This is a genomic window from Plantibacter sp. CFBP 8798 (assembly GCF_014841195.1).
GTDB classification, from domain to species: domain Bacteria; phylum Actinomycetota; class Actinomycetes; order Actinomycetales; family Microbacteriaceae; genus Plantibacter; species Plantibacter auratus.
Genome location: NZ_JACYTS010000003.1, coordinates 55,368 through 77,982, shown reverse-complemented (window position 1 = coordinate 77,982; position 22,615 = coordinate 55,368). Strand labels below are relative to the sequence as shown.

At 70.3% G+C, this 22,615-nt stretch carries 21 protein-coding genes; 6 read left to right on the top strand and 15 right to left on the bottom strand.

Annotation, left to right across the window (positions count from 1 at the left end; genetic code table 11):
• Window positions 1–34 precede the first annotated feature (34 nt).
• A complete protein-coding gene (locus IFU30_RS13085; protein ID WP_192005560.1) occupies window positions 35–709 on the top strand; it encodes a suppressor of fused domain protein in 675 nt (224 codons plus the stop codon).
• A gap of 18 nt (window positions 710–727) precedes the next feature.
• On the opposite strand, the gene IFU30_RS13080 is transcribed toward IFU30_RS13085, so the two are convergent.
• Window positions 728–1,282 (bottom strand): GNAT family N-acetyltransferase, encoded by a 555-nt coding sequence (locus tag IFU30_RS13080; RefSeq protein ID WP_244175629.1) that lies wholly within the window; start codon window positions 1,280–1,282, stop codon window positions 728–730.
• A 115-nt stretch (window positions 1,283–1,397) separates the two neighbouring features.
• Here IFU30_RS13080 and IFU30_RS13075 point away from each other — a divergent pair, with 115 nt between their 5' ends.
• Window positions 1,398–1,916, top strand: coding sequence for a hypothetical protein (locus tag IFU30_RS13075; protein WP_192005557.1), 519 nt, complete (start codon window positions 1,398–1,400; stop codon window positions 1,914–1,916).
• Window positions 1,917–1,969: 53 nt separating this feature from the next.
• Here IFU30_RS13075 and IFU30_RS13070 read toward each other — a convergent pair whose 3' ends face one another.
• Window positions 1,970–3,085 (bottom strand): hypothetical protein, encoded by a 1,116-nt coding sequence (locus tag IFU30_RS13070; RefSeq protein ID WP_192005556.1) that lies wholly within the window; start codon window positions 3,083–3,085, stop codon window positions 1,970–1,972.
• 94 nt (window positions 3,086–3,179) lie between these two features.
• On the opposite strand from IFU30_RS13070, the gene IFU30_RS13065 reads away from it, so the two are divergent.
• Window positions 3,180–3,809: an isochorismatase family protein gene (locus IFU30_RS13065; RefSeq protein WP_192005554.1), complete on the top strand. Its 630-nt coding sequence runs from the start codon at window positions 3,180–3,182 to the stop codon at window positions 3,807–3,809.
• Between the two features lie 14 nt (window positions 3,810–3,823).
• Here the strand turns inward: IFU30_RS13065 and IFU30_RS13060 are convergent, their stop codons facing one another.
• The 7 genes from IFU30_RS13060 to IFU30_RS13030 all read right to left on the bottom strand — a co-directional run bounded on the left by IFU30_RS13060 (window position 3,824) and on the right by IFU30_RS13030 (window position 10,570).
• A complete protein-coding gene (locus tag IFU30_RS13060) occupies window positions 3,824–5,332 on the bottom strand; it encodes an ABC transporter substrate-binding protein (RefSeq protein ID WP_192005553.1) in 1,509 nt (502 codons plus the stop codon).
• Between the two features lie 69 nt (window positions 5,333–5,401).
• A complete protein-coding gene (locus tag IFU30_RS13055) occupies window positions 5,402–6,274 on the bottom strand; it encodes a MurR/RpiR family transcriptional regulator (protein ID WP_192005551.1) in 873 nt (290 codons plus the stop codon).
• A complete protein-coding gene (gene phnE, locus IFU30_RS13050) occupies window positions 6,255–7,130 on the bottom strand; it encodes a phosphonate ABC transporter, permease protein PhnE (protein ID WP_192005550.1) in 876 nt (291 codons plus the stop codon). Before phnE (IFU30_RS13050) ends, IFU30_RS13055 begins: the two co-directional genes overlap by 20 nt.
• The gene (phnE, locus tag IFU30_RS13045) at window positions 7,127–7,960 is read right to left on the bottom strand and encodes a phosphonate ABC transporter, permease protein PhnE (RefSeq protein ID WP_192005548.1); all 834 of its coding nucleotides are present in this window, start codon (window positions 7,958–7,960) and stop codon (window positions 7,127–7,129) included. Before phnE (IFU30_RS13045) ends, phnE (IFU30_RS13050) begins: the two co-directional genes overlap by 4 nt.
• A complete protein-coding gene (phnC, locus tag IFU30_RS13040; RefSeq protein ID WP_192005547.1) occupies window positions 7,957–8,781 on the bottom strand; it encodes a phosphonate ABC transporter ATP-binding protein in 825 nt (274 codons plus the stop codon). The genes phnE (IFU30_RS13045) and phnC overlap by 4 nt, the downstream gene beginning before the upstream one ends.
• A gap of 39 nt (window positions 8,782–8,820) precedes the next feature.
• A complete protein-coding gene (phnD, locus tag IFU30_RS13035) occupies window positions 8,821–9,831 on the bottom strand; it encodes a phosphate/phosphite/phosphonate ABC transporter substrate-binding protein (RefSeq protein ID WP_192005545.1) in 1,011 nt (336 codons plus the stop codon).
• Window positions 9,832–9,862: 31 nt separating this feature from the next.
• Entirely contained in the window at window positions 9,863–10,570 is a 708-nt protein-coding gene (locus tag IFU30_RS13030; protein WP_197977577.1) for an HAD family hydrolase, read from the bottom strand.
• A 150-nt stretch (window positions 10,571–10,720) separates the two neighbouring features.
• Between IFU30_RS13030 and IFU30_RS13025 the strand changes: the two genes are divergently transcribed.
• Window positions 10,721–11,338: an amino acid deaminase gene (locus tag IFU30_RS13025; RefSeq protein WP_206757118.1), complete on the top strand. Its 618-nt coding sequence runs from the start codon at window positions 10,721–10,723 to the stop codon at window positions 11,336–11,338.
• A 6-nt stretch (window positions 11,339–11,344) separates the two neighbouring features.
• Here the strand turns inward: IFU30_RS13025 and IFU30_RS13020 are convergent, their stop codons facing one another.
• Together IFU30_RS13020 and IFU30_RS13015 are read right to left on the bottom strand one after the other, a co-directional pair.
• Window positions 11,345–11,905, bottom strand: coding sequence for a hypothetical protein (locus tag IFU30_RS13020; RefSeq protein ID WP_159879589.1), 561 nt, complete (start codon window positions 11,903–11,905; stop codon window positions 11,345–11,347).
• 83 nt (window positions 11,906–11,988) lie between these two features.
• Entirely contained in the window at window positions 11,989–15,108 is a 3,120-nt protein-coding gene (locus IFU30_RS13015; RefSeq protein WP_192005543.1) for a DUF7507 domain-containing protein, read from the bottom strand.
• Window positions 15,109–15,283: 175 nt separating this feature from the next.
• Between IFU30_RS13015 and IFU30_RS20905 the strand changes: the two genes are divergently transcribed.
• Both IFU30_RS20905 and IFU30_RS13005 read left to right on the top strand, forming a co-directional pair.
• Window positions 15,284–16,915: a LuxR C-terminal-related transcriptional regulator gene (locus IFU30_RS20905; protein WP_192005542.1), complete on the top strand. Its 1,632-nt coding sequence runs from the start codon at window positions 15,284–15,286 to the stop codon at window positions 16,913–16,915.
• A 138-nt stretch (window positions 16,916–17,053) separates the two neighbouring features.
• Window positions 17,054–17,890, top strand: coding sequence for an alpha/beta fold hydrolase (locus IFU30_RS13005; RefSeq protein ID WP_192005541.1), 837 nt, complete (start codon window positions 17,054–17,056; stop codon window positions 17,888–17,890).
• A gap of 63 nt (window positions 17,891–17,953) precedes the next feature.
• Here IFU30_RS13005 and IFU30_RS13000 read toward each other — a convergent pair whose 3' ends face one another.
• The 4 genes from IFU30_RS13000 to IFU30_RS12985 are packed head-to-tail and all read right to left on the bottom strand — an operon-like array spanning window position 17,954 to window position 22,519.
• Window positions 17,954–19,291, bottom strand: coding sequence for a glycoside hydrolase family 32 protein (locus tag IFU30_RS13000; protein ID WP_192005540.1), 1,338 nt, complete (start codon window positions 19,289–19,291; stop codon window positions 17,954–17,956).
• 53 nt (window positions 19,292–19,344) lie between these two features.
• Window positions 19,345–20,178 (bottom strand): carbohydrate ABC transporter permease, encoded by an 834-nt coding sequence (locus IFU30_RS12995; RefSeq protein ID WP_192005539.1) that lies wholly within the window; start codon window positions 20,176–20,178, stop codon window positions 19,345–19,347.
• An 8-nt stretch (window positions 20,179–20,186) separates the two neighbouring features.
• A complete protein-coding gene (locus IFU30_RS12990; protein ID WP_082915952.1) occupies window positions 20,187–21,137 on the bottom strand; it encodes a carbohydrate ABC transporter permease in 951 nt (316 codons plus the stop codon).
• Entirely contained in the window at window positions 21,137–22,519 is a 1,383-nt protein-coding gene (locus tag IFU30_RS12985) for an extracellular solute-binding protein (protein ID WP_079706933.1), read from the bottom strand. Before IFU30_RS12985 ends, IFU30_RS12990 begins: the two co-directional genes overlap by 1 nt.
• Window positions 22,520–22,615: the final 96 nt, after the last annotated feature.

The window sequence follows — 22,615 nt, the reverse complement described above, 5'->3', positions numbered from 1 at the left end:
CCGCGTCCGAGCGACCGATGCCTACACTCGTCGCATGGGCTTCTTCCGACGCAAATCCCAGCAGCCACCGATGTCACCCGCCGCGAGCGAGCCGGAGCCCGCCAAGGCTGCCGACCTCGACGACCTCGACGAGCGGGGATGGGACGCCGTCACGCAGGCGGTGTCGCAGCACTATCCGGGTGCCCGCGAGTTCCATGTCGCCTACTCGCCTGGACTGCACTTCGGGTCCGCTCTGCAGGGGTGTTCGGCGCTGCCGGGCCCCGACCACTGGTTCTACGTCACCTACGGGCTCACCGAGCTGTGGGGCAAGGACTCCGACGATCCGACGACCAGCGGTTTCGGGTACGAGCTCACGATGCGCGTGCGCCGGTCTCCGGCCGACGAGACGCCGCCCCAGTGGCCGTACCGCGCGCTGATCGTCCTCGCGCAGTATGTGCGCAGTGGGCCGCAGGAGTTGTGGCTCGGGGACCGGATCCGGCTCGCCGACGGCGTGACCGACGATCCCGACGGCACCCTCACGACCCTCGCGGTGAGGCTTGACCCGAAAGTCGTGCCGATCGAGACGCCGAACGGCCGGGTCGCCTTCTGGCAGGCCGTCGCGCTGACCGACACCGATGTCGAGGAAGCGAAGCGGTCGACGACGGACGAGGTGCTGGAGCGTCTGGCGGTCGACGACCCGCTGCTGATCATCGACCCGGAGCGCCACTGAGTCGTCAGGCCATCAGCCTCAGCCGCGGTCGCTCGCCAACAGACCGAAGACGACCGTGTCGGTCCATTCGCCCTTGCTCCACCAGTTCTGCCGGAGGTGGGCCTCGTGCCGCATGCCGACCCGCTCCGCGAGTCGCGCCGACGCCGTGTTCCGTCCGTCCAGCTGTGCAGCGACGCGGTGCATCCCCGGGGTGCTGAACGCGAGGTCGAGTACGGCACCGACGGCCTCGCTCGCGAACCCCTTGCCGCCGTGCGCCGGGTCGAGGACCCAGCCGATCTCGGCGACGCCCCGCTCATGGTCGGTGTACCAGAGCAGGACCTCGCCCACCGGCGCACCCTCGTGCTCGACGATGAGTGCGAGCGCACGCGCCGGGCTGTCCAGGCCGGTGCGCTGCAGCCGCTCGGCGCTCTTCGTCCGTGCGACCTCCTCCGTCCACGGCTCGTCGAGGAGGTAGGTGGCGACGTCCGGGCGCGAGTAGACCGTGAGCAACCAGGAGACGTCCGACGGTTCGTGCAGGCGGAGGACGAGTCGGTCGGTGGACAGCGGGAACGTCGTGGGAAGGGAGGTACTCACGTCGATCAACGATACGAGATCACGCTCCGGACCGCGCCGCGGACCTTCCGGACCGCGCGCGGGTGCGGCAACATGGATGGCGCCGACTCGCAGACCGATGAAGGGGACCTCGTTCATGACCGCACCGCACCGCAGCCGACTCGCCTTCGTCTGGGGCTCCGCCCTCCTCGTCGCCGGCCTCCTCGCCGGATGCTCTGCACCGTCCAGCGGGGACCGCGACTCCACGGCGCCGTCGTCGACCCCCACCGCTACTGCGACCGCCGACGTCGCGGACGGGCCCGTCGACTACACGGCGTTCTGCGCGGCCAACCGCGCGGCGGCGACCGCGAAGTCGGGCACCGTCGGCGAGGACCTCGAGGCCGTGCAGGCGCAGGTCACGACGATCCGCGACCTCCTGCCGCTGGACGACGTGAGCGCCGAGGTCGCAGCCGGCGCCGAGGTGTTCGCGACCGCCGCTGAGGAGACCGCCGCGATCCTCGCCGAGTTCCCGGCCGACAGCCTCGTCTCCGACGTCGGGCTCGACCCGAGGTTCACCGAGTCGCAGGCCGTGCAGAGCGCCGCGACCGACCCGAACTATCAGGCGTTCATCGCCTGGACCATCCAGACCTGCGGATTCGACACCGCCGGCGAGTGAGCCCGACCCGATCGTGACGGTCGTGCCGCTCGTCGCGAGCGTCGGTCACTCCGCTACTGGTCCTGCGCGATGATCGCCTCCGCGACCGTCTGTGCTCCGTCGCCGGAGCTGACGGCGAAGAACCACACGCCGAGGGAAAAGTAGAGCGGCGAACGCGGACCGTCCGAACGACGAGCGACGAGCGCGGATTCGCCGTCCATCGCGCCCTGGAGCGTGATGGGCTGGAGCGCGCCAGCGATGTCGGGCTGGGCGGCGAGCTCGTCGATGATCGGTGCACCGTTCTGCACCGCCAGGATGTCGGTGTACCCGAAGCCCTCGGCGAAGAGTTCGCAGCTGAACGCCCCGACTCGGGCGCTCGCCGCATCCTCCAGGTCGCCGATCGGCTGCGTCCGCGGATCGATGACGGTGTAGGTGGTGGTGGCGTCGCCGTACTGCAGTGCGGCGACGATCCCGGTTTCGCCGAGGCGGCCATCGCATCTGGCGACACCCTCGCGCGGCCTGACCGCGGGCCAGTCGAGCTGGGCTTCCGTCGCCGTGGCTGTCGTCGTGAAGGTGGTCTCCGCCGCCGTGGCGAGGTTGTCGAGGACCTCGCCCGCCGGCGTGCCTTCGAACCGGCTGCCGGTGGAGGTCAGTCCGGAGGCGGTGATCGACAGCTCGACCCAGGCCGAGCCGACGGGCGCCGACACGCGCCACCCCGTCTCGCCCGACGAGGTGGTCGCCTCGACACCGGCGATCGTCCTCGTGTCCTCGGACGGTGTGTCGCCGGCGTAGGGCGGCGCCCAGTCGTCGGCAGCGCCCGGCAGGATCTCGATCGAGAGGTAGGCCCAGTCGCCCGCTCCATCGCCGATCATCTGCTGGCCGGCGCCCACCCGCCAGGAGCAGGCGAGCCCGCCGGCCGCCGTCAGGACGGCCAGATCCACGGCATCGGACGGCTGCACGGCCTCGACGACGTCCGCCGGTTCAGCAGCGAGGACGCCGGCGACGGTGTCGAGCGACGCGAGGTCGCTGCACGCCAGGAGGTCGGCCGACGCCGGGGCGCTCGGTGCGTCGGAGGTCGGCGACGCGTTCGGTGTCGCGGACGACGCGCATGCCGACGCCGACAGCGCCACCATCACGGCGAGTCCCGCACTGATCCCGACCGACCGCATCCCCGCACCCCTGATCCCCATGCGCCGAGACTATCGGTGGCGCGCGTCGTCCGCTTCCGAGGGAGGATGGAACCGGCGTCGTGCCGATGCCATCACCGAACCGAGGAGTTCCCCTGTGACCACGACCCGTCGCGCCCTGATCCTGATAGACATCCAGCAGGAGTACTTCGCCGGGCCGCTCGCGATCCAGTACCCGCCGCGCGAGGAGTCGATCCTGCGGATCGCGGCCGCCATCGACGCGGCGACGGCAGCAGGCATCCCGGTCGCCGTCGTCCAGCACTCATCGGGCAGCGGGGCGCCGGTCTTCGACCCGGACACGAGTGCGTTCGAGCTCCACCCCGAGGTCGCCCAGCGGATGCAGCCGTCCTGGAAGGGCGTCGTGAAGCAGTACGGTTCGGTCTTCGCCGGGACGGACCTCGAGGCGTGGCTGCGCGAGCAGGGCGTCGACACCGTCACGTTTGTCGGCTACATGACTAACAACTGCGTCATCGCGTCCGCGGCGGGCGCCGAGGAACTCGGTATCGAGGTGGAAGTGCTCTCCGACGCGACCGGTGCGATCAACCTCGAGAACGCGGCCGGGTCCGTCGACGCGAAGACGGTGCACACGACCCTCATGGCGCTGCTCGACTCGAACTTCGCCGCGGTCGCGACGACGGCCACCTGGACGCAGGCCCTCACGGACGGCACGGCGCTGCCGAAGGACGACCTGGTGTCCTCCGCCACGCGCACTGCCGAGCGCGACTAGCCTCCCGCCGGCGATCAGTCGGTGACGGCGACGTCCCGGAGGTCGAGGTGCTCGCTGACGAAGTCGGTGGGGAAGCCGGTGACGCCGTCGCGCACGACGGTGAGGGAGATCCCGGTGTAGAGCCAGTCTGCGGCGTGGTCCTTCGAGACCAGCGCCGCGGCTTCGCGGAGTCGTTCATCCGCGACCTCGGGGTCGGTCGCAGCCCTGGCCTCGGCGACCAACGACTGCACCGTCGGGTTGTCGTAGCCGAAGTAGTAGTCCGGGTCCGCCCAGTGCCGGACGTCGCGTGCCTCGACGTGGTTCACGAGACTGAGGTCGTAGTCGTGGTTCGTGTAGACGTCGTTCAGCCACGTGGGGAACTCGACGCTGTCGACCGTGAGGGTGACGCCGATGGCTTTGAACTGCGACACCAGGACGTTGGTGGCGGCGGTGCCGTAGTGGTTCGGGACGGTGAGCGTGAGTGCGAGGTCTTCCTGGCCGGCCTGGGCGAGGAGCGCCTTCGCCGCTTCCGGGTCGTAGCTCACGACGTCACTGAGGTCCTCGTAGCCGGGGTCGAGCTCCGGGATCGGTCCGTACTGCAGGGCGGCGGCGCCGCCGACCGCTTCGACGATGGCGGCGTGGTCGATGGCCGTGCGGAGCGCCTGCCGGACGAGGGGGTCGTCGAGCGGTGCGCGCTGGTTGTTGAAGGCGAGGGTGTACTTGTCGGTCGTCTTCCCCTCGATGATCGTCAGGCCGTCGGCACGCTCGACTTGGTCCCGCAGGTTCGCGTCGAGACCGATCTGCACGTCGACCTCGCCCGCGAGGGTCGCGTTGACGGCCGAGGACGCATCGGGGATGTAGCTGAAGACGACCTCCTTCACCTTCGGAGCGTCACCCCAGTAGTCCTCGTTCCGCTCGACGGTGATGCTGTCGCCCTGCTTCCACGACGTGAGCGTGAACGGGCCGGTGCCGTTCGCCGTCGTCGACAGGTCGTTGTCCGCCCCGGCCTGGAGGACGAGTCCCGCACGACCCGTCAGCGCCCACAGCAGGTCGGAGTCGGGGGAGCTGAGCTGCAACCGGACGGTGCGGTCGTCGACCGCCGTGACGGTCTGGAGCTGCGCCAGGTCGAGGTGGTCGACGAACGCCGCGTTCTGCTGCACCTGCGTGAGCGAGTCGACCACGTCGGCCGCGGTGAGCGGAGCGCCGTCGTGGAAGGTCACCCCGTCGCGGAGGACGAAGGTGTAGGTGAGCCCGTCGGCGCTGACCTCGTGGCGCTCGGCGAGGGTGTCGATGATCTCGTTGTCCGGTGTGCGCGAGACCAGCCCCTGGTAGACGTTGTCGATGAGGACCTGTTCGAGTGCGACGCCGGAGGTCGTGCGGATGTTCAGGTCCGACGGCTCGAGGACGAGGCCCACGCGGAGCGTCGCGTCGGTGTCCGCGGTCGGCGTCGTCGCCGGGCCAGCGCAGCCGGTGAGGACGAGGAGTGAACCGGTGGCCGCGATCACGGCGGTGAGGAGGTGACGACGCAGTCGGTGCCGGGGCATGGGGAACATTCTCGCGGATCCCGGCACCGGCCCGAGCCGGTCGGCCTGAGCGGTTCGGCCCGAGCCGGGTCAGTCCGAGGCGTCGTCCGACAGCGAGCCGCTGATGACCGCGAGCGTCGCGGACTGGGCGCGCTGTGCACGATCGCCCCGTCGGCCCACGAGCAGCCCGACCACGGATTCCGTCACGAGCATGATGGCCGCCCGGGAGGTGTGCACGAGTTCGTCCCGGAAGGTCGCGTCGATGGGAGCGACCACGAGCGCGACATCGGCGAGTTCGGCGACGGCCGAGCGCGGGAAGGAGGTGATCGCGAGGACGGTCGCGCCACTCGCCCGAGCTGCCGCGGCCACGTCGACGGACGCCCGGTTCGCGCCCGAGCCGGACAGGACCAGACACGCCGCGCCCGGGCCGAGGTGGGTGGCGGCGATCTGCTGCCCGAGCGTGTCGGGCAGGTACTCGGCCGGCCGGCCTGCGGAGATGAGCCGCATCGCCAGATCGGAACCGAGCGGTGAGGAGAGGCCGTTCGCCGCGATGAGCAGTCTCGGTGCCTCGTCGAGCACGCGGACGAACCGTTCGAGCGTCTCCTCCGTCATCGCCGACGTCGTCTGGCCGAGGCGACCGGCGAAGTGGTCGATGGCCCTGCGGAGGGTGCCGAGCATCGTGTCGTCGACATCGTCGCGGGCGGTCGGTGTCCCGAGCGCGACCTCGCGGGTGAGGGCGACCCGCAGCTGCGGGTAGCCCTCGTACCCGAGCGACTGCGCGGTGCGGATGACGGTGGCGCGGCCGACACCGGCGAGGTCGGCGACCTCCTGGGCGGTGCGTTCGATGCTCGCCTCGATGTCCTCGGCCACCGTCTCGGCCACCCGGCGTTCGCTCGGCTGGAGCGACGGCGCGAGCATCGCGATCCTGGCCGTCGGCGGGGCGTCAGCGGACCCTGTCCACATTGCGGCTCCTCGTCGTGCGGGCGGGAAGGGCGGTACGGGTGGTGCGGGCGATGCCGGGGCCCCGGGTGATCCGGCGTCGGATGGCACCCGAGATCGCGTCCATCGTCATGGTCACGACGACCACCACGATCAGCAGCATCCCGACTGTATCCCACTGGCGATAGTTGGTGTAGTTCGCCAGCATGCTGCCGATCCCGCCCGCGCCGACGAGCCCGAGGACCGCCGAGGTGCGGATGTTGATCTCGAACCGGTAGAGCGCGAGCGACAGCAGTGCCGGGGCGGCGGCGGGCCAGAGCGCCCAGCGCGTCACCTCGGCGGTCCCGCCACCGGCCGCGCGGACGGCCTCCGAGGCACCCTCCTGCACGGACTCGATCGTCTCGTAGACCCACTTCCCCTGGGTGCCGATGCCGGCGATCCCGAGGGCCAGCGCGCCCGTGAACGGGGTGAGCCCGGTGATCGTGAGCAGGATGAGGGCGATGATCACCTCCGGGACCGCGCGGATGACGGCGAACACCCCGCGCAGCGGCAGCCGCAGCCAGGCCGGCGCGACCGACCCTGCGGCGAGCATGCCGAGCGGGATCGACACGAGGACACAGAGGATCGCGCCGATCCAGGCCATCGAGATCGACCGCCACATCTCGGTGAGGGCCCGCGGCAGCTTCTCCCAGTTCGGGCTCTCGAACATGAGCCCGCCGAAGTGCACGAGCTGCGCCGGGACGGTGCCGAGGTCGCGCCAGTCGATCGGCAGGCCGGCGGTCGCGGCGATGACGACGATCCCGACGGTGACGGCCGCGACGGTCGGGACGAGTCGCGAGGGACGGCGGGGGAGCAACGTGTTCGGATCGTTCGCGGTCATACGAGTCGCCTCCGCAGCAGGTTGGACGCGACCTCGATGAGCACGACGACGACGAGGATCTCGAGGACGATCACCGAGACGTCGTCGTAGGCGTAGAACGCTCGCCGTTCGTCGAGCAGCCGACCGATGCCGCCGGCGCCGACGATGCCGAGGATCGCGGAGATGCGGACGTTGAGCTCCAGGGTGTACAGCCACTGGTTCGCGAACAGCGGCCAGACCTGCGGGAGGACGGTGACGCGGTTGATCTGCGTCTGCGTCCCACCGGCGGCCGTGCCGGCCTCGATGTACGGGTGGTCGGCGGAGTCGATGGCCTCGGAGACGAGTTTGACGATGATGCCGAGGTCGAAGAGGAAGAGCGTCAGGAGGCCGGGCAGCGCACCGACGCCGACCATGGCGACGAGGATGGTCGCGTAGACGAGGTCGGGCACCGCGCGGACGACGTTGACGATCGCGCGCAGGATGCGACGCGACAGGCCGTTCGGGTTCGTCGGGGCCGCCGCCCACAGCGTCAGCGGGACGGACAGCAACGCCGCGGCCACCGCACCCACGAGCGCCATCTGGAGCGTCTCGAGCATCGGTTGCACCGTGCGCGGCAGGAAGGCGAAGTCGGGTTGGAAGAGCTGGAGGAGCAGACCGGAACCGTTGTCCCAGTGCGAGACGAGCGCGCCGAAGTCGAGCTGCACGCCGCCGATCGCCGGGAGGCAGGTGGCGATCGTGAAGGCGGCCACGGCCCCGATGATGAGCGCGGTCCGCAGTCGGGTGCTCGGCCTGGGCGGGAGCTGCCAGTCGGTCCCGGACGGCGGCTTCGCGTCGGTCCTGGTCGCCGTCATCGGTCCAGCCGATCGTCGGGCTGGATGGGGCGACCGTAGATGCGCTCGAAGTCCGCCTCGGTCGCGTCGGCTGCTGAACCGTCGTAGACGAGTTCGCCGTCGCGGAGCCCGATCATGCGGCTCGTGTAGGTGCGAGCGAGGTCCATGAGGTGGATGTTCACGAGCACCGTGAGACCCGTCTCGGTGTTCACGCGGCGCAGGTCGTTCATCACCGTGTGCGCGGTCGGCGGGTCGAGGCTCGCGACGGGCTCGTCGGCGAGCATGACGCTCGGCTGCTGCGTGAGGGCGCGGGCGATCGCGACCCGCTGCTTCTGCCCGCCGGAGAGTTGCGCCGCGCGGGTCCAGACCTTGTCGAGCATGCCGACCGACTGGAGCGAGCGCAGGGCGAGCTCCCGGTCGGCGGCGGTGGTCAGGCCGAGGAGGTTCCGGTACGTCGGGGTGCTGGCGAACCGGCCGACGAGCACGTTGCGGTACACGCTCGTCCGATCGGCCAGGTTGAAGCCCTGGAAGATCATGCCGACGTGCCCGCGCAGCCGACGGAGCTGCCTGCCGCGCAGACCGGTGACGGTGTGCGGCCCGACGGCGACGGTCCCGCTCGTCGCCGGCACGAGGCCGTTGATCGTGCGGATGAGCGTCGACTTGCCGGAGCCGGAGAGCCCCACGACGGAGACCATCTCCCCGGCGGCGATGTCGAGTGAGACGTTGCGGAGCGCCTTCGTGCCGTTCGGGTAGGTGACCGAGACGTCGTCGAGACGGATGGACCACGACGCGGAGGCCGCGAGCTGGGCTCGGGCCTCCGCGCGATGCTGATCAGTGTTCATGCACCGGATTCCTGGAGAGGGTCGATCGGTTGGAGCGGGTCAGTTCGAGAACTGGTCGAGGATCTCGCCGTAGCGGGTGATCTCGTCCGGTGCGGTCTTGTCGGTCCAGCCGGAGAGGCCGACGAGGTCGAACATGACCTTCTTCGCCGCGTCGGAGGAGTCCGCGTAGCCCGCCATGAGCTTGGTGAGCTGCTTCGTGAGGTCGGCCGGGAGCGACTTCGAGACCGCGACGCCGCCGTTGGGGATCATCTCGGTGTAGGCGAACGCGACGACCTTGTCGGCGACGTCGGGCGCCTCCTTGAGGACGGTCGTGCGCGCGTCCCAGTAGCCGAACGAGACCTCGGCGTCGCCGTTGTAGACGGAGAGGACCGCGTTGTTGTTGCCCTCCACCGGGACCTGGGTGATGTCGGCGTCCGTGTCGATGCCGGCGTCACGCATGGCGACCACGGGGTACTGGTATCCGGCGGGGGAGGTCGCGGCCTGCAGGGCGACCTTGGTGCCCTTCGAGATCTTGTCGAGGGCCTTCAGCGCGGCCGGCCCTGCGCCGGTCGCCGCGTCGGCGCCGGGCTCGATGCCGTTGCAGTACGAGAGCGGGGTGTCGCTCGCCGCGTAGCTGACCATGACCGGCGCCTCGGCGCAGTACTTGTCGGGGTTGTTCGTATAGGCGACCGACGCGTACGAGGTCGCGCCGAAGCGGACGTCGCGCAGCACGAGGTTCGCGTCGTAGCGCTCGGTCGCGTTGTAGAGCGAGCCGGCGTCGGTGATGATGACCTGCGCCTGGTCGCTGCCGAGGGCCTCGACGGTCGCGGCGTAGTCGGTCGCGACGACCCCGTTGACCTCGATGCCGAGGTTCTCCGACAGGTAGCTGGTGAGCGGGTCGAGTGCTTCGGCGAGGTCCTCGCCCTCCACGGACGGCACGAGCGAGATGGTGATGGAGTCGGGCCAGGACGCCGTGCCCGTGGCCGACGGGGAGGAGGCGGCGGGGCTGCAGCCGGCGAGGGCGAGGGCGGCGACGGCCGCGACGCCGGTGAGGAGCAGGGTCTTGCGCATGTTCGGGATGCCTTTCGAGGGTGGAGGGTGATCAGGAGGCGGACGGAGCGGGAGTGGAGGTCTGGGAGGCGTCGGGGTGGCGCGATGCGGCTGCGGCCCAGGCGATGATCTGGTCGTACAGGTCGGCGAGCGAACGCCCACGCATCGTGGCGGTGGCCGTCGAGCGCTCGAAGGTCGCGCCGACGAGGGCGGTGTCGGCGCCCAGCTCGGCGGCGGGAGCGAGGTCGTTCTCGACGATGTCGCCGACGGCGAGGACGGGGCCGGCGGCGAGTGCGTCGCGGATGAGCGGGACGAGGCCTGCCGGCTTCCCGACGGTGAAGTGCACGGCGTCGAACGCCTCGGCGACGCCCCAGGTCTGGAGGAGCGCGGTGATGCCGTCGCCGGGGGCGTTCGTGGCCAGGACGAGTCGGGCGTGGGTGCCCAGTGTCTCGAGGAATGCGGGCAAGCCCTCGGGCGAGTCGACCGCCGCTTCGCTCGAGCCGAGCAGCGCGCGGGAGTCGTCGTAGGACGCGCCGATGACGTCGGTGCCGACGCCGGCTTCGCGGGCGATCCGGGTCACGGCGTCGTACCCGTCGCGGGCGTCGGTCTCGCCGGTCGCGAACGCGGCGAGGGCCGCCTCGGCGCGCATCGCGAACTCGGAGTCGCCGGTGCGCTCGGCGATGGCGCGGGCGAAGGCCGTGATCGGCCCGTCGCCGAGGGCGAGGGTGCCGTCGAAATCGAAGAGGATGGTGGGGGCCACAGGCGCTCCTTCTGAGCGTGTCGTTCACACGGCCGCTCCTGCGGACGCTGCGTCCATCATGGACGGCGAGTGTGGACGCAATCACCATGACGGGTGAACGGCGGGTGAATTCACCGACGCACGAGCCGCCTATGCTGTGGTGCTGTGATGATGACGGAGCTCGCGCGACGAGCAGAGACCGAACCCTCGACCGTGCTCGAGGAGCACTCCTGGTTGGGTGCGGCGATCGACGAGGACACGGTGGCAGGCCGGTTCGCCTCGTGGGGTGCGTCGACCGTCATCGACGAGCACACGGGCGGGCCCGTGATCCCACGTGCGCTGTTCGAGGCGCTGCATGCGCGCGCCGGCCTCGCCGTGGCCTGGCCGGTCGGGAACGCCGGGCTCCTCCACGTCTACGGCTACCTGCTCTCGGCGGTCCCGACACCCTACGGGTTGAAACGCGACCGCTGGCTGGACGGAGCGCTCGCGCGCGCGTTCGGGCTCCCTGACGACGAGTTCGTCCCATGGGCCCGTGCGTCGTCCCTGCTGTCGCGGGTGACGGCGGCCGCGCAGGACCTGCTCGCACGACCGGTACGGATGGCCGACGGCCCGTCCGGTCGGATGATTCTGGGGCTCGGCGAACCGACGGACACCGACGCCGTCGCGCTCGTGTACGGCATCGACGAGCGCCTGATCACGACCTTCCCGGTCGCCTCCGGTGCAGCGCTGCTGGAGGAGTGGGACGCTGACCCCGGCCGCCTCCGGTGGAATGCTGCGGCTGCAGGCTGACGCGGATCAGGCGTCGGAGGATCCTCGGCGGACGTCCCGGCGACGCCCTGATCGCACGCCGGATCGGCGGAGGCGCCCGGCGACGAGACCGGCCAGCTCCATCGCGAGGACGTAGCTCACGACGCGGACCGCGAGCAGCACGATGACGAGCACCGGTGAGACGAGGTCGGGTGAGATCACCGCGAAGGACAGCGCCCAGATCGCGACGCCACCGGCCGCGGCCGCAAGCCAGGTCGTCGTGCGGGCGGGGTGCCGTCGGCGGGCGAGCACCAGGTCGATCGCGGCTGCCGGGACGACGAGCGCGACGATGATCGCCGGGCCGAGGGCCGTGACGGGCAGCGCGAGGAGCCCGGTGACGGCTGCGGTGAGCACCGTCGCACCGGGGACGCCCGTCCAACGCCTGGCGAGCATCGGCATGACCATCGTGACGGCGGCGATCGCGGCGTAGAGCACGGGGTTGAGCACCGCGGCGGTCGACGTCAGCGGGCTGACGAGGAACAGGATGACGGCACCGACGGCGCCGAAGGCCGCGCAGCGGAGCAGGGTCGTGGTGGTCGCGGTTCTCATGGCCTCAACAGGGTAGTGGTGGTGGAAGGACGACGGGCGGGCCGAGCCCGAAGGCTCGACCCGCCCGATCGGTCAGTTCCGGGTCAGCGTCCGGTGACGAGGCGGCGTCGGATGACGAGCCCGGTACCGAGCAACAGCAGGATCGCCGCCCCGACCACCAGTGGTGCGACGGTCGTTCCGGTCGAGGCGAGCACCGGACCCGGCGTGCTCACGGTCGCCGTGGACGGGTCGGAGGTGAACGACTCGCCGCCCGGCGTCGTGCCGGTCCCGAACGCGGTGTTGCGGATCGAGCCCGCGTTCAGGTCCGCCTGGGTGACCGTGTAGGTCGCGGTGCAGACGACCTGGAGCCCGGGGGCGAGGAGCGCCGTGCCCGTCGGGCAGGTGATCGCGGACAGCGTGCCCGTGCCGGTGAAGTCACCTTCCTGGACCGCGACGTCACGAAGGGTGACGTTGCCGGTGTTCGTCACCTGGAACGAGTAGGTGATGACCTGTCCCGCAGTCGTGGCCCGCTCGACATCGGCCGTCTTGACCACCGAGAGGCCGGGGACGGGCGGCGACGGGATCGTGACCTCCGATGGCGGCGAGACCGGCGGCACACCGTTCACACTGCTCGGCGGCGTCGCCGTCGCGGTCGCGGAGTTCGTGATCAGCCCCGCGTCGACGTCTGCCTGCACGACCGTGTAGGTGGCCTCGCAGGTGATCGTCGCGCCCGGTGCCAACGAAGCGGCTTCGGCCGGGCAGGCGACGTCGGACAGCTCGCCGGCGCCGGAGAACTCCCCTTCCACCACCGTCGGGTTCGTCAGCGTGACGTTCCCGGTGTTGGTGAGGAGGAAGGAGTAGGTGACGACCTGGCCGACCGCGAGGCCATCCTGGGCCACCGCATCGGCCGACTTCACGATCGTGATGGCGGGTGTCGCCGGGAACGCGACGGTGGTCTCCGACGGCGGTGAGACCGGGGGAGTGCCACCGTTCGGCGGGGTGCCGGTCGCGGTCGCGGTGTTCGTGACGGATCCCGCGTCGACGTCGGCCTGGGTCACCGTGTAGGTGGCCTCGCAGGTGACGGTCGCGGCGGGAGCGAGCGCACCTGCCGCGGGCGGGCAGACGACGTCGGAGAGCTCGCCGGTGCCGGTGAAGTCGCCCTCGACGACCTGGACGTCGGTGAGGGTGACGTTGCCGGTGTTGGTGACGAGGAACGAGTAGGTGACGTCCTCGCCGGCGTTCGTGACCGTGGTCGGCGTCGCGGACTTCGCCACGGTGATGGCGGGCGCGGCGGGGAACTCGACCGTGGTCTCCGACGGCGGTGAGACCGGGGGAGTGCCGCCTGCCGGCGGGGTGCCGGTCGCGGTCGCCGAGTTGGTCACGGAGCCGGCGTCGACGTCGGCCTGCGTGACCGAGTAGGTGGCCTCGCAGGTGACGGTCGCCGCCGGAGCGAGCGAGCCGGCTGCGGCCGGGCACACCACGTCGGAGAGCTCGCCGGTGCCGGTGAACTCGCCCTCGATGATCGAGACGTCGGTGAGGGTGACGTTGCCGGTGTTGGTGACGAGGAACGAGTAGGTGACGTCCTCGCCGGCGTTCGCGACCGTCGTCGGCGTCGCCGACTTCGCGACGGTGAGCGCCGGGGCCTGGGCCACGCCCGGGATGGTGACCTCGGACGGCGGTGAGACCGGTGGCTGGCCCTGCGGCGGGGTCCCGGTCGCGGTGGCCGAATTGGAGACGGTCCCGGCATCGATGTCGGCCTGCGTCATCGTGTAGGTGGCCTCGCAGGTGACGGCCGCCGCGGGGGCGAGCGTCGCCGCTCCCGGCGGGCAGACGACGTCGGAGAGGTCACCGGTCCCGGTGAACGCGCCCTCGTCGACCTGGACGTCGGTGAGCGGCACGTTGCCGGTGTTGGTGACGAGGAAGGAGTAGGTGATCTCGTCGCCGACGGCGTACTCCGCAGCAGCGGGTGACGCGGACTTCACGACGGTGATCGCGGGAGCCTGCGGCACGAACTCGACCGTGGCGTCGGCCGGCGGGTTGAGGCCCACGCTCGTGATGTTGTCGGGACCGTTCGTGAACGTCCCGGCGACGGGCGAGGTGACCTCGACGGTGACGGCGCAGGAGGACATGCCCTGGCTGAGGTTCCCGGTGACGTCGATCGACGAGCCGCCCTCGGGCGCGGTGACCACACCCGACGGGCAGGTGGTCGAGGCGTCGCCGTCGGCGATCGTCAGGCCGGCGGGCAGCGCGTCCGTGAAGGACCAGCCGTTCTTCGCCGCGAGCTCGTCGGTGTTGGTGATCGTGAGGGTCAGCGTGGACGTCTCACCGGCGACGACGCTCGCCGGGCTGAACGACTTGTCCAACTGCGGGGAGACGTCGAGCACCTGGATGTTGTCGAAGGCGTGGTCGTTGCCGGCCGTGCCGCCGCCGGTCAGGTTGCGGGCGACGATGCCGACGGTCGCCCCGGGGAGCAGGACGGCTCCCGGCGAGACGTAGGTGCCGACGCGGACGTTCTCCGCCCCGGCCGCACCGGTCGCCGGTGCGGTGACGGAGCGGGAACCGGCTGCGGTACAGCCGTTGATGGCCCCGACGGAGTGGGCGCCGCCCTGGTCGTCGGTGAGGAAGAACTCGAGGACGGGCTGCTGCGACGCGTTGCAGGACACCGCGGCGAGATCCACCGAGGTCGTGAGGTACCGGCCGGCGCTCGTGAGCGCGATCGGGTCGACGGTCGCGAACTCGACCGCGTTCGGCGGGTTCATCGTGAGGTTCTGCTGCGAGGTCCAGGCACTCACGGAGTGGTTGGCCGTGTCGCCGGCGCCGAGGGCCCAGGCGAGCTGCCGCGTGCGCCCTTCACCGGACGCCGATGCCGCGAGGCACTGCGGCTCCGCGGACGAGGCGAAGCTCGTGATGTTGCCGTTGCACTGGGTGTGGTCGCGCCAGGAGGCGTCCGCGGTGTACCGCGTGCCGTCGGCTCCGACGTAGTCCTCGATGTACGTCGGCGACGTCACACCGTTCTCGAAGTCCTCGGTGTAGACGACCGAGCCCGTCTGCGGCGTTCCCGGCGTCCCCGGCAGCGCCTGCGCGCTCGAGCCGACCCCGACGAGCGAGAGCGCCGACAGGACGGTGACCCCGATGATCCCCATGGTCGCGCGACCGGCGGACGGTGCCCCCCACCGGTTCCGCCACCGTGCGCGGTGACTCCTTCGACCCGTGTGCTGCTGCATGTGTGTTGCCTTCCCCGTGAAGCGGCGGTGCGCCCGCCGAAAACCTGGCCCCAGCTGAGGGGCCGAGGATCAGTAGAGCGGCAACCCCGACGCGGTCCGGGCGGATCGACCAAAGACCACCCCGCATCCTGCCCCGGGTGTTCCCCGACGAGTGACGGTCACTTAGGGTTGACCCGTGCACATCGGTCGGAATAGGTACTTTCCCTCCCTCGGGGCGGGGTTCCTCCACCCCACGGACGTCGCCCCGGTCACCCGACTCCTCACCACGGCCATCCAGGAGGAGGACTGGGACACGGTCGTCTCGGTGATCGAGTACGAGTGGGGGATCCTCATGGCGCTCGACCTCGCGACGCTCGACCGTGCGCTGCAGGCGCTCCCGGCGCGCGTGCTCTCGAACCACCCCATCGTCTTCGCCGTCCGGGAGATCCGGCTCAACATCCGTGGCGAGACCGACGCACTCGACCAGTCGGTGGGGCGGTTCCAGCTCCCGACCGATCCCGACGACCTGCGGGACCGAGCTCGCGCCGAGCTCGCGCGCATCAGCCTGAGCGCATCGACGGCGTTCATGATCGCCTACCGCGTGCACGGCCAGCACCAGCGCGCGTTGCACTACGCCCGGATCACCGAGGAGCTCGCGCGGCGGGCCCGCGTGCACCGCCCGACCGAGTTCGCGCCCCGCGTCCCCACCGCCCTGTTGCAGGTGGGGATCACGAAGCTGCTCGTAGGTGACCTCCACGAGGCGAGCCTCGTGCTCCGCGAGGCGTACGAGCTCCGACACGAGTCGTGGGACGGCCGGAACGGCGGTGACGCCTCCGGCAAGCTCGCCCTGCTCTATGCGGTGCGCGGCGAGATCGTGGAGGCGGACCGCTGGCTCGAGCGCCACGACGACGGGGGCGGCGCGCACGGGTGGATGGTGCCGCTGGTCCAACTGTCGGGTGCCATCGCCCGGGCCTTGATCGCCATCGCCCGCGTCGACCGGGCGGCGGCGGAGGCGGCGCTCGCGACGCTCGAGCTCCAGGTCAACCGCGAGCGGTCCTGGGCGCCGTTCATCACCTACGCGCAAGCGCAGCACGCACTCCTCTGGGGCGATCGACGGGCGGCGCTGCAGCTCATCGAACGCACCCGCGTGTTCGCCGGTCGCAGCCTGCGTCATGCCGGGTCGGAGCGACTCCTCGACGCCGTGGAAGCGTCACTCCTCCTCGCCCTCGACCGTCCGACGGAGGCCAGCGTCCTCCTCGACGGCCGTGACCGGAACGCCCACACCGCGGCGGTCGCCTCGCGGCTCGCGCTCCTGACCGACCGCAAACCCCTCGCGCGGGAACTCGCCACCGCCGGGCTCGCAGAGGAGCACATCGACGCCGGTGCGCAGACGGAGCTGCTCATCACCTCGGCGCTCGCCGACGACTCGGACGAGGACGGTCGGCGGCATCTCCTGCAGGCGATCGCGACGACGGCGCGGACCGGGATGCTCACACCGTTCGTGGTCGCGCCGCGCAGGCCGCTTCGACACCTCCTCGGCACGATGTCGCCCAGCGAGACCCATGCGCGGATCGAGTGGACGCTCGCCTCGAGTCCCGAGCCGACGCCGGAGACCGTGCAGCTCGTGGAGCTCACCGCCACCGAGCGCCGGATCCTCCAGCTCTCCGCGGAGGGCCGGACCCGGCAGGACATCGCGCAGGCGCTGTACGTGTCCGCGAACACGGTCAAGTTCCACTTCCGGAACGTCTACCGAAAGCTCGGGGTCGACTCCCGCGAGGACGCGCTGGCCACCGCACGGCGGCTGGGACTGCTCCCGACCGAGCGGTGAACGTGCCGGGTCGCCACGTCGCCGGAGTCTTCATCGGATAGGACATCGCCTCGCGGTTCGCAAGCCCCCATCCGCTCGCGGCACTCCCTCCGAAGCTGGTCTGAGTGGCCGCGACCTGCGGCCCGGAAGAGGAACGCCATGTCGGAGATCACCGCACACCAGGGCCTGCTGAAGGAGACGAAGCTGCACGTCGACGACACCGGCGGCACCGGACGCCCGGTCGTCCTCATCCACGGGTGGCCGCTGTCGGGCGAGTCGTGGAAGGAACAGGTCCCGGCCTTCGAGGCCGCCGGCTACCGTGTCATCACCTACGATCGCCGCGGCTTCGGTCGCAGCGACAAGCCGCTGACCGGTTACGGCTACGACCGGCTCACCGACGACCTGCAGGCCGTCATCGGAGCCCTCGACCTGCGCGACGTGACGCTCGTCGGGTTCTCGATGGGTGGCGGCGAGGTCGCCCGGTACTTCGCCCGCCACGGTTCGGAGCGCATCCACAGTGCGGTGTTCGCCTCCGCAGTGCCGCCCTACCTGCTGCAGACCCCCGGCAACCCGGACGGTCCGCTCCCCGTCTCCGAGGCCGCGAAGATGACCGCAGGTCTCACGGCGGACCAGGACGCGTTCTACGACCAGTTCACGACCGACTTCTTCTCGGTCGACGGCGAGCTGAAGGTCACGGAGGAGCAGCGTCAGGAAGCCCTCGCGCTCGCGCACCAGGCGTTCAAGCCCGCCGCGCTCGAGGCGATGGCGTCGTTCGCGAACACCGACTTCCGCGACGACTTGCCGAACGTCACGGTCCCGACGCTCGTCATCCACGGCGACAGCGATGCGACCGTCCCCTTCGAGGGCTCCGGTGCACGGACGCACGCGGCGATCCCGACGTCGACGCTGTATGTCGTCAAGGGTGCGCCGCACGGCGTCAACGTCAGCCACGCGGAGGAATGGAACGAGGCCGTCCTGGAGTTCCTCGCGAAGTAGGTCCGGCGACTGCACGCGGTGACGCGCGGCGCATTCCGTGCCGCGCGTCACCGCGTTTCCGGGTCAGTGGGATGCCGACACGCCGCCTGCCGTGGGGAGGGCCAGCGACCACGTTTCGCTCCGCACGGCCGCGTCGTGCCGCACGGCGTACCGCTCGCCGTCAGTCGGGTACGCCCGGAACGTCCGAACGGGGTGCCCGGTGTGGTGGATCTCGACGATCGACGCGTCGATGAGGATCCGGACCTCGTCCCCGTCGGCCAGCTCGCCGTGCCAGATCAGCTGCGTGTCCGAACCCGACAGCTCGAGGGAGGCCGCGCCTGCGCCCGTGAGTCGCACCTCAGCCTGATCAGGGAGTTCCGCCGCGTCGACGACCTCGGCCCGGAGTCCCGTCAGCTCCCGCGCCGGGATCAGCTCGACCTCGTCGCCGCGGACCACGAGCTCGCGCGGGAACGTCAGCATGCCCGACCAACCCTGCTCGTCGGTGTCCGCCTGCGTCCGGCCGCGCACGCCATCGGGAGCGATCTCCTGCGCCCAGCCCCAGAGCAGCACCCGCTCCGACTGTCTGTCCGAGCCGTCGGACTGCACGGCCTGCGGCGCGTAGAAGCTCGACCCCTCGTCGATGATGCCGGTCCGGCGGGCGCTGAACACGGGCCGCCCGGTGGCCTCGTCGAGGTCCATCGAGCCGAGGACCCAGGCCACCCCGCGGTGCGGCTGGCCGTCGAGCCACAGCGACACCAGCAGCACCCAGTCGTCGCCGACCCGCACGAGCTGCGGGCACTCCCACCCTTCGCACGGAGCGAGCTCGGAGACGACCGGCGCATCGGCCGTCAGCAGATACCCCTCCTCGGTCCAGGCGTCGAGGTCGTCGACGCCGTAGAGGAGTAGTGCGCCACCGACGTCGGAGCGGCCGGCACCCTGGATCGCCCAGCGGCGCCCACCCAGCTCGAAGAGGAACGGGTCGCGCACCATCGTCACGCGCTCATCGGCGGGGAGCCCGGCAGCGACGATGCGTTCGCCGGTCCAGTCCTGCGCATCCGCCGAGCCGTGGACGACGACGACCTCCGAGAACCCGTGCCGGTCACGCGCGCCCGAGTAGACGACGGACGGCCGGCCCTGGTCGACGACCCCGACGCCGCTCCAACAGCCGAAGCCGTCGGTGGTGCCCGGGCGGGGTGCCAGGGCCACCGGGTGCTCCTCCCAGGCGAGCAGGTCCGGCGAGCTCACGTGACCCCAGTGGATGTCCTCGTGCCGGGCCGACCCCGGGTTGTATTGGAAGAAGACGTGCCAGCGACCGTCGACGAACATGATGCCGTTCGGATCGTTCAACCACCCGGCCTCGGGTCGCGGGTGCAGCAGCGGGAAGCCGCGGTCGAGGACGTGCGTTGCGTGGAGGCCGGTCATGGCTTCCTTTCGGTTCGAGATCAGTCGGATCGAGGGGAGGGCGGTGGTGCTGGTCACTTGCTGACGCCGGCGGTGAGCCCTTCGCGCAGCGGCTTCTGGCCGAAGACGAAGACCAGCGCAGCCGGGATCATGGACAGGACGACACCGGCGAGGACGGTCGCGACCGACCCGGTGCCGAGGTTGCCCTGCAGGGTCACGAGCCCGAGCGGGAGGGTGAAGTTCTGCTCGCTGATCGTCAGGATCAATGGCCGGAAGAACTCGTTCCAGTGGTAGTTGAATGCGAGGATGCCGACGATCGCGAGGCCCGGGGCGGCGAGCGGCAGGTAGATGCGGAAGAAGATCTTCCACGGTCCCGCCCCGTCGATCTGCGCCGCCTCGGCGAGCTCCGGCGGCAACCCCATGAAGTACTGCCGCATGAGGAACGTGCCGAACGCCGTCGGGATCATCGGGATGATGAGCGCGAGGAGCGTGTCCGACAGGCCCATGCCGCGGATGAGCATGAACACGGGGACGATCGTCACCTGCATCGGCACCATCATCGTGGCGAGGATGAGGCCGAACAGGATGCGCTTGCCGCCGAATTCGAAGCGCGCGAACACGTAGCCGGCCATCGCCGCGCTGAGCATCTGCCCGGCCGCGATGAGGAGCGTCACGAGCGCGCTGTTCCACGTGTAGAGCAGGATCGGGATCTTCTGGAAGACGTCGATGAAGGCGCCCGGGCCGAACTCGGTCTGCCCGGTGGCGACGTTCGCGGGGGTGAGCGCGGTGATGAGCGTCCACACGACGGGCGCGAGCGTGAGGAACGCGGCGATGACGAGGACGAGGAACTTCCCGGCCGAGGCGAGTCGGCGGCGTGATGAGTCGGGGGTGACTGCTGCGATGGACATCTGGGACCTCATCCGTAGAAGACGAAACGCTTGCTCAGCCGGAACTGTGCGGCGGTGACGAGCATGATCAGGAGCGTCAGCACGATGCCGATCGCTGCGGCGAGACCGAAGTCGAGCTGCTGGAACGCGGACTCGTAGATCACCATCACCGCGGTACGGGTGTCGTCTCCCGGCCCACCTCGCGTGAGGACGTACGGCTGGTCGAAGATCTGCAGGGCGCTGATGATGGCCATGACGGACGCGACGAGCATGGTCGGGCTCACGAGGGGCAGGGTGACGTTCCGGAACTGGCTCCAGCCGTACGCGCCGTCGAGCGACGACGCCTCGTAGACCTCGCGTGGGATCGCGGCGAGTCCGCCGATGAACAGCAGGAAGGTGAAGCCGAAGTTCTGCCACACGTAGACGAGGAGGACGACGATCTTCGCCCCGAACCCGGTCGTCAGCCAGCCGATGTTCCCGACGCCGAAGAGCCCGAGGAACTCGTTGACGAGGCCGAACTCCTGGTTGAACAGGTACGACATCACAAGCGACACGGATGCGGCCGACAGCACCAACGGGAAGAACAGCGCGGAGCGGAAGAAGGTACGCAGCCATTCCGGCATCCGCGACTGCACGAGGATCGCGAGCAGGAGCGCGACGGCGAGCTGGAGCGTCACCGCCACGACCACGAAGCCGACCGTGTTCAGGAAGGACACGCGCACCGTGGGGTTGGCGGCGAGGTCGACGAAGTTGCCGACGCCGACGAACTCGGGTGCCGAGATGATGTCCCACCGGAAGAAGGCGAGGACGAACGACCCGATGATCGGGACGAAGCTGAAGAGTCCGAGGCCGATCAGCGTGGGGGCGAGGAACACCCAGACGAGCAGGCGGCTCCCGCGAGGGGCACGCTTGCGCCGTCCGGTCTTGGCCTCGGGCGGGACGACCAGTGCCCGGGTCGCCGTCGGTGACTGCAGTGCCATCATCGTCCCTTCAGCGCGAGCTCAAGGTCCCGCTGCATCGTCTCGAGGCCTCGGCGGACGCCGTTCGGGCCGTTCGTGATCGTGCCGACCACGTTCTTGATGAGGGCCGACTCGACGGCGGCCTGTTGGGGCGGTGCGGGCATCGGGCCGGTCGTCGGGAACCGGTCGAGGGTGTCGTAGAAGACCTCCCAGTGCTTCGGTCCGATGTCACCGCCGTACAGCTCGGCGTTGAGTGAGCGCCGGGGCAGCGACGAGTCGGGCTGGCTGTGCGCGATCGACATGCCCTCGACGGAGATGCAGTACTTCATCCACTCCCACGCCTCGTCCTTGCGTTCGGAGGTCTGCATCATCGCGTACCCGCCGGCTCCGAACTGGTGGCGCTGTCCGCGCATCTTCGGGAAGTAGGTGACGTCGTACTCGTCGTCGCCGAGGCCGGCGTCGTTGAGTCCCTTGACCCAGAACCCGCCGGCCGGCGTCATGCCGACCGAGCCGCGGGAGAAGAGCGAGACGAGCTCGTTGCCGCCGCCCTGGGCGGGGTTCGCGGCGATCCCTTCGGAGACCATGCGCTGCAGGACCTCGAAGCTCTCGACGGTGCGGTCGCTCAGCGCGTCGGCGTTCTCCCACAGGTACCCACCACCACGAGGGGTCTCGTCCGGGTAGAACTTCGACCACATCCAGTCGCCGCCGGGTGCCTTCTCCTCGGTGAGGAAGCTCGTGTCGTTGATGTACAACCAGGGCACGACGCCGCCCCACAGCCGGTTGTTCCAGAAGTACGGCAGGAACGACCCGGGGGCGCTGGCCTGCATGGTGCGGCCGACGGTGAAGAAGTCGTCGACCGACCAGTCGTCGCGCGGACGCTCGAGGCCGGCCCGCTCGAACGCGGAGGTGTTGTAGTACATGTTCGCCGCGTTGAAGTTGTCCGGCAGTTGGAACAGGTTGCCCTTGTACATGAACGACTCGATGAGCGAGGGGTTCACGTCGTCGAAGTACTCCTGCAGTTCGGCGGCGTCGCGCTGCACGTACTCGTCGATCGGGTGGGCGAGTCGCTCCGCGAACAGCTGGGTGCCCTCCGTGGCGACCGACACGATGTCCGGCGGGGTGCCGGCCGCGACCATCGTGAGGATCTTGGCGAAGAAGTTGCCCCAGTCCTGGCCCTGGATCGCGATGATCCGGACGGGGATGTCGGGGTGCAGCTTCTGGAAGCCGTCCACGAGCGACTGCCGGGCGGCGGCGTCCTGGGCGGTGCCGAAGAGGGCGACGGTGAGGGCGTCGTCACCTCGGCCGGGGATGTCTCCGCCGGTGAGGCGCGGCCAGGAGATGGCCGTGCCCGCCAGACCGAGACCGAGCAGGGCGAGTGCCGCCCTGCGACTCAGATCAACCACGTTGTTGCTCCTGCGAAATCGGGGCCGACCGTTCGCAGGGCGCGGACGATGAGCCGTGAATGGAGGTGCTGAACGGATTCAGCAGACGAAACATAA

What these genes read in the sequence shown, in the direction of transcription:
- IFU30_RS12995 (WP_192005539.1), bottom strand. Translation starts at nt 20,178, where the DNA reads ATGTCCATCGCAGCAGTCACCCCCGACTCATCACGCCGCCGACTCGCC.
- IFU30_RS13055 (WP_192005551.1), bottom strand. Translation starts at nt 6,274, where the DNA reads ATGTGGACAGGGTCCGCTGACGCCCCGCCGACGGCCAGGATCGCGATG.
- IFU30_RS13015 (WP_192005543.1), bottom strand. Translation starts at nt 15,108, where the DNA reads ATGCAGCAGCACACGGGTCGAAGGAGTCACCGCGCACGGTGGCGGAAC.
- IFU30_RS13070 (WP_192005556.1), bottom strand. Translation starts at nt 3,085, where the DNA reads ATGGGGATCAGGGGTGCGGGGATGCGGTCGGTCGGGATCAGTGCGGGA.
- phnC (WP_192005547.1), bottom strand. Translation starts at nt 8,781, where the DNA reads ATGAACACTGATCAGCATCGCGCGGAGGCCCGAGCCCAGCTCGCGGCC.
- phnD (WP_192005545.1), bottom strand. Translation starts at nt 9,831, where the DNA reads ATGCGCAAGACCCTGCTCCTCACCGGCGTCGCGGCCGTCGCCGCCCTC.
- IFU30_RS13060 (WP_192005553.1), bottom strand. Translation starts at nt 5,332, where the DNA reads ATGCCCCGGCACCGACTGCGTCGTCACCTCCTCACCGCCGTGATCGCG.
- IFU30_RS13085 (WP_192005560.1), top strand. Translation starts at nt 35, where the DNA reads ATGGGCTTCTTCCGACGCAAATCCCAGCAGCCACCGATGTCACCCGCC.
- IFU30_RS12990 (WP_082915952.1), bottom strand. Translation starts at nt 21,137, where the DNA reads ATGGCACTGCAGTCACCGACGGCGACCCGGGCACTGGTCGTCCCGCCC.
- phnE (WP_192005548.1), bottom strand. Translation starts at nt 7,960, where the DNA reads ATGACGGCGACCAGGACCGACGCGAAGCCGCCGTCCGGGACCGACTGG.
- IFU30_RS13000 (WP_192005540.1), bottom strand. Translation starts at nt 19,291, where the DNA reads ATGACCGGCCTCCACGCAACGCACGTCCTCGACCGCGGCTTCCCGCTG.
- IFU30_RS13025 (WP_206757118.1), top strand. Translation starts at nt 10,721, where the DNA reads ATGACGGAGCTCGCGCGACGAGCAGAGACCGAACCCTCGACCGTGCTC.
- IFU30_RS13020 (WP_159879589.1), bottom strand. Translation starts at nt 11,905, where the DNA reads ATGAGAACCGCGACCACCACGACCCTGCTCCGCTGCGCGGCCTTCGGC.
- IFU30_RS13075 (WP_192005557.1), top strand. Translation starts at nt 1,398, where the DNA reads ATGACCGCACCGCACCGCAGCCGACTCGCCTTCGTCTGGGGCTCCGCC.
- IFU30_RS13005 (WP_192005541.1), top strand. Translation starts at nt 17,054, where the DNA reads ATGTCGGAGATCACCGCACACCAGGGCCTGCTGAAGGAGACGAAGCTG.
- phnE (WP_192005550.1), bottom strand. Translation starts at nt 7,130, where the DNA reads ATGACCGCGAACGATCCGAACACGTTGCTCCCCCGCCGTCCCTCGCGA.